At 69.1% G+C, this 4,812-nt stretch carries 5 protein-coding genes and 1 pseudogene; 1 reads left to right on the forward strand and 5 read right to left on the reverse strand.

Features of this window, described 5'->3' with window-relative positions:
* Nucleotides 1-135: 135 nt before the first annotated feature.
* Nucleotides 136-825 (reverse strand): glutathione S-transferase family protein, encoded by a 690-nt coding sequence (locus AC27KI_RS18770; protein WP_284431359.1) that lies wholly within the window; start codon nt 823-825, stop codon nt 136-138.
* Between the two features lie 83 nt (nt 826-908).
* Nucleotides 909-2,081 (reverse strand): tRNA guanosine(34) transglycosylase Tgt, encoded by a 1,173-nt coding sequence (tgt, locus tag AC27KI_RS18775; protein WP_284402457.1) that lies wholly within the window; start codon nt 2,079-2,081, stop codon nt 909-911.
* Between the two features lie 131 nt (nt 2,082-2,212).
* Here tgt and AC27KI_RS18780 point away from each other — a divergent pair, with 131 nt between their 5' ends.
* Nucleotides 2,213-2,698, forward strand: coding sequence for a universal stress protein (locus AC27KI_RS18780; RefSeq protein ID WP_272566839.1), 486 nt, complete (start codon nt 2,213-2,215; stop codon nt 2,696-2,698).
* Between the two features lie 16 nt (nt 2,699-2,714).
* Here AC27KI_RS18780 and AC27KI_RS18785 read toward each other — a convergent pair whose 3' ends face one another.
* From AC27KI_RS18785 to AC27KI_RS18795, 3 genes and pseudogenes are all read right to left on the reverse strand, one after another.
* Nucleotides 2,715-3,101, reverse strand: coding sequence for a hypothetical protein (locus AC27KI_RS18785; protein WP_272566840.1), 387 nt, complete (start codon nt 3,099-3,101; stop codon nt 2,715-2,717).
* Between the two features lie 240 nt (nt 3,102-3,341).
* Nucleotides 3,342-4,571, reverse strand: coding sequence for a phospholipase A (locus tag AC27KI_RS18790; RefSeq protein ID WP_372588192.1), 1,230 nt, complete (start codon nt 4,569-4,571; stop codon nt 3,342-3,344).
* Between the two features lie 14 nt (nt 4,572-4,585).
* Nucleotides 4,586-4,812: pseudogene (locus tag AC27KI_RS18795) on the reverse strand (hypothetical protein); the annotation flags it as partial.

The following is a 4,812-nucleotide window of genomic DNA, read 5'->3' on the forward strand; positions in this document are numbered from 1 at the left end:
GCCCGGCAGCGACTCGGACGCCAGTGCGGCGGCGGTGCCGCACGCCGCCGGGCCATTGGCCGGTGGCCCGGCCCCGGCGGGACCGCTCTAAAGGATCGGCTTGAAAGGGCGCTGGTACGCGGGTGGCGTGGCGCCTCAGCCGCCCATCACCACCGGGCCGCCCTTGGCCAGCGCCCGCTGGTAGGCCGGGCGGGCCCGCATGCGGGCCTGGTAGGCCTTCAGGTGCGTGTGCTGGTCGGCGTTCTGCACGCGGCTCATGGCTGCCTCGACCGGAAAGCTCATCTGGAAATCGGCCATGGTGAGGTCGGCTCCGGCAAACCAGGCGTTGCGCGACAGGTGGTCGTCGATGAAGGCCAGGGCCGTGGCCAGATTGGGATCCACCAGCTTTTGCTCCGCCTTGCCGCACACGGCCCGCGCGATGGGCCGCACGAAGAACGGCATGGGCTGTTTGGGCAGCGTCTGGAAGACCAGCTTCATCACCAGCCAGTTCATCAGCGAGCCTTCGGCGTAGTGCATCCAGAAGCGGCACTGGCGGCGTTCGGGCGTGCCGCGCGCGGGCTCCAGGTGCGCGAGCTCGCCCTGCGCCTGCGCGCCGTAGCGGTCCACCAGGGCTTCGATGATGGCGCCCGATTCGGCGATGACCTCGTCGCCTTCGGTGATGACTGGCGACTTGCCGAGCGGATGGATCTTGCGCAGCTCCGGCGGCGCCAGGCGGGTGCGCGGGTCGCGCTGGTAGGTCCGGAGTTCGTAGGGCACGCCCAGTTCTTCCAGGAGCCACAGGACGCGCTGCGAGCGCGAGGTTTCGAGGTGGTGGACGGTCAGCATGGCGCCATCGTAGCGGGCGCGCGCCGGGCCGGATACCACCGCCGTCCCGCAGCGGACATCGCCCGGGGCCTGGGGCGCCGGGGCTACACGCCGCGCGCGCGATCGGCCGCGAACTGGCGGCGGAATTCGCCGAAGCGGCCCGCATCCAGCGATTCGCGCACCTCGCGCATCAGGTTCAGGTAGTAGTGCAGGTTGTGGATGGTGGTGAGCATCGGGCCCAGCATCTCGCCGCAGCGGTCCAGGTGGTGCAGGTACGCGCGGCTGAAGCCGCCGCGGCCGCCCTGGTCCCAGGCCACGCCCTCGGCGCCCGCGCAGGCATGGCAGGTGCAGGTGGTGTCGAGTGGCTGGTGGTCGGCCTTGTGGCGCGCATTGCGCAGCTTCAGGTCGCCATACCGCGTGAAGATCGTGCCGTTGCGCGCATTGCGCGTGGGCATCACGCAGTCGAACATGTCCACGCCCTGCGCCACGCCTTCCACCAGGTCCTCGGGCGTGCCCACGCCCATGAGGTAGCGCGGCTTGTGCGCCGGCAGGCGGTGCGGCGTGTGCGCCATGATGCGCAGCATCTCGTCCTTGGGCTCGCCCACCGAAACGCCGCCCACCGCGTAGCCGGGAAAATCCATCTCCACCAGCCGGTCGAGCGATTCGGCCCGCAGATTCTCGAACATGCCGCCCTGCACGATGCCGAACAGTGCGTTGGGGTTGTTCAGGCGGTGGAATTCGTCTTGGCTGCGCTGCGCCCAGCGCAGGCTCATTTCCATCGAGGTGCGCGCCTCGCGCTCGGTGGTCAGGTGGCCCTTGGTTTCGTACGGGGTGCACTCGTCCAGCTGCATCACGATGTCGGAATTGAGCGTGGTCTGGATCTGCATGCTCACCTCGGGCGACATGAAGAGCTTGTCGCCGTTCACGGGCGAGGCGAAGTGCACGCCTTCCTCGGTGATCTTGCGCATCGCGCCCAGGCTCCACACCTGGAAGCCGCCGGAGTCGGTGAGGATGGGCTTGTCCCATTTCTCGAACGCGTGCAGGCCGCCGAAGCCCTGCATCACGTCCAGCCCCGGGCGCATCCACAGGTGGAACGTGTTGCCCAGGATGATCTGCGCGCCCATATCGTGCAGGCTCTGCGGCATCACGCCCTTGACGGTGCCGTAGGTGCCCACGGGCATGAAGATGGGGGTCTGCACCACGCCGTGGTTCAGGGTGAGGGTGCCGCGTCGCGCGTGGCTTTCGGGGTCGGTGGTCAGGAGGTCGAACTGCAGCATGGCGCGCATTGTCCCAGACGCCCACAGGGTCGGGGGCGCGGCGGGGCGCCGGTACACTGGACCGCACTGCCTGCCGGGCGAGCGGAGCGCATCGCCGGCAGGCCCCTCAGACTCCCGGAAAGGACACGGACATGCTCAAGATCCTCATCGCCGTCGATGGCTCGGACCTCTCCCTGGATGCGGTGCACCACACCCTGGCCCTGCTGCGGCAGGGGCTGCGCGCCAGCGTCGTGCTGGCCCATGTGCAGGAGCCAGCCACGCTCTACGAAATGGTGGTGTCGCGCGACCCGGACCTCATCGCGGCGGCCAGCCTGGAAGCCGGCCTGCACCTGATGGCCCCGGCCCGTGCGATCTTCGAGGCCGCGGGCGTGGAGCACGAAACCGATGTGGGCGTGGGCGACGTGGCGAACACACTGGTGGACATCGCCGAGCGCCACGGCTGCGGCATGCTGGTGATCGGCGCCCGCGGGCAGGGCGCGATCAGCAGCGCGTTGCTGGGGTCGGTGTCGCAGGCGCTCGTGCATGCGAGCCATGTGCCCGTGACCATCGTCAAGCACGCGGACGTGCTGGAAACCGTGGATGTGAATGCCGAGGGCGGGCAGGAAACCCTGGCCTGACCCGTTTCAAAAATCCTCAGGCGGCCTTGCGGAAAGGCTCGCTCGGGCGCTGCAGCTTGCCGTGCGGCAGGCTCGCCAGGCGCTTGAACATGCGCCGGCAGTAGCCGTTGATCCACAGGCATTTGTTGAGCTCGTCCACCGGCAGCGGGCCGGAGACGACGACGATGTCGTTGGCCACATCCAGCGCACCGGCCGCGCGCAGGCGCCGGCGCGTGTTGCTGGCCCAGGACTGGATGCGCGACGGCGTGCCGTGCTGGTGGACTTCGCCCGTGTGCGCATCGAAGGCAATGGCGACGGTATCGGTCTTCAGCTTGAAACGGCGCTCGCCCGTGACGGCACTGGGCGCCTCGCGCATGTCGTACAGGTAGTAACTTCCAGCCTTGAGCTGATATTGCATGTCCATGGTTTCGTCCTCCGAGGGGCATTGTCCCGGGGGCTTGGACCAGCAATGGTGGAGAAAGCGGCATGAAAACGCCTCTTTTTCCAGGGAGTGGTGCGCGGGGCCTGCCGGACTGCGATGTGCGTGCCATTGTGTCGGCGCGTGTGCGCCGATTCAAGGCAGCAGCCCTGTCAAAAGGGTAACGGGATGTGATGCGGCCGGCCCCTTGCCGCGCGGGCGAGGGCCGGCCGTGCGTTCAGGCGCTCAGAAATCGACCAGGCTCAGGCCGACGCTGAACACCGTGCGCTTGCGGTTGTAGTCGATCATGCTGTCGCCATAGCCGCTGAACAGGGCGGTGTGCAGGCGCAGGTTGCTCTTGCTGCCGCCCAGGCCCTTGCCCAGGTTCTGCAGCCATTCGATGCGCGCCGAGCCGCGCGGCGTGGAAGCCAGCGAGTGGCGGACGGTCACGCCCACGGTGTTGTCGCGGTCGTAGTTCCAGTTCACCTGCAGCTCGCCCCGGCCGATGTAGTCGCTGATGCCCGGGTTGTCGTCGCTGTCGGCGCTTTCGCTCAGGCGCTTCCACAGGCGCGCGTTCACGCTCCAGCGGTTGTCCAGCTCCATGCCGGTCATCAGGTACACGCGGTTCCAGCTGCGCGACAGCGGCAGGCTCTGGCCGTTGGACTGGTGCACCAGCCCGATGCCGCTGTAGCGCCAGCGCCAGCCGAAGGGCAGCTTGGCGTCGGTGGGGTACACGTACATCACTTCCGGCTCGTGGTCGGTGGCGCGGAAGGGGCGCGAGATGTCGGGGCTGAACAGCTGCCAGTACGACTGCTGCGTGTAGCCCACCCACACCGAGTCCTTCAGCGTGGGATGGCCCTGCGTGAGCAGGCCCTGGGCGATCTTGGTGCGCACCGACAGCTGGATGCGGTTCTCGGTGGTCCGGTAGTCCACGGCCGAGGTGGCGTTGTGGTCCGGCACGGGCGAGGTGGGCTGGCGGTTGACGTTGCTGCCCTTGACCACCGAGATGCTGATCGGCCGGTAGCCCCGGAAGCGGAAGGTGCCGCAATCGCTGCCCGACTCCAATTCCCAAAAGCGCGACAGCGTGCTGTACTGCTCGTCGCGGCAGCCTTCCACCTGGGCCACGTCGATGAGGCGGGTGGCAGGCAGCGTCGTGTCCACGGGGGTGGGCGGTGCGGTGCTGGCCGTGGTGTTGCCGGTCGCCGCGCTGGCCGATGCCGCAGGCGCCTTCCAGGCCTGCTGGCCCGCCCACTGGTCGAAGCAGGCCAGGCGCGCGGTGCTGTCACCGGCCATGGCGGTACAACGGCGCCAGGCGTCGCCAGCGGCCTCCGTCGGGGCAGGCGTCTGCGCCAGCGCAGCGCCCGCGGGGGCACACAGGGCCAGGGCCAGGGTGCCCAGGCGCCGCGGCGTCATGGCCGCCCGGACTGCTTGCGCAGCACGGACGGGGCGGTGGTGTGGTGTGGTGCGTTGTTCCATGTTCCTCGTATCTCCTAGCCGCAACTGCCTTGTTCCACCTGGCCGATCCAGGTGGCGCTGATGTTCTTCTTGCCGGCCGCCCCGCGCGATGCCCGCGCCCAGGTGCGGTTGCGCGCCCCAGCGACACGCACGCTCTGTGCCAGCGGCCGGCGCATGCCAGCGCACGCTGCGGCCCGCCCGGCGGCGACGTGGCGGCGGATCATGGCACGGCCGGTCATGGCGTGGCGTTCTGGGCCTTGCG

The organism is Acidovorax sp. KPB24-03, from assembly GCF_057546605.1.

Coding starts and splice junctions, on each gene's coding strand:
- AC27KI_RS18770 (WP_284431359.1), bottom strand. CDS start 825: ATGCTGACCGTCCACCACCTCGAAACCTCGCGCTCGCAGCGCGTCCTG.
- tgt (WP_284402457.1), bottom strand. CDS start 2,081: ATGCTGCAGTTCGACCTCCTGACCACCGACCCCGAAAGCCACGCGCGA.
- AC27KI_RS18780 (WP_272566839.1), top strand. CDS start 2,213: ATGCTCAAGATCCTCATCGCCGTCGATGGCTCGGACCTCTCCCTGGAT.
- AC27KI_RS18785 (WP_272566840.1), bottom strand. CDS start 3,101: ATGGACATGCAATATCAGCTCAAGGCTGGAAGTTACTACCTGTACGAC.
- AC27KI_RS18790 (WP_372588192.1), bottom strand. CDS start 4,571: ATGGAACAACGCACCACACCACACCACCGCCCCGTCCGTGCTGCGCAA.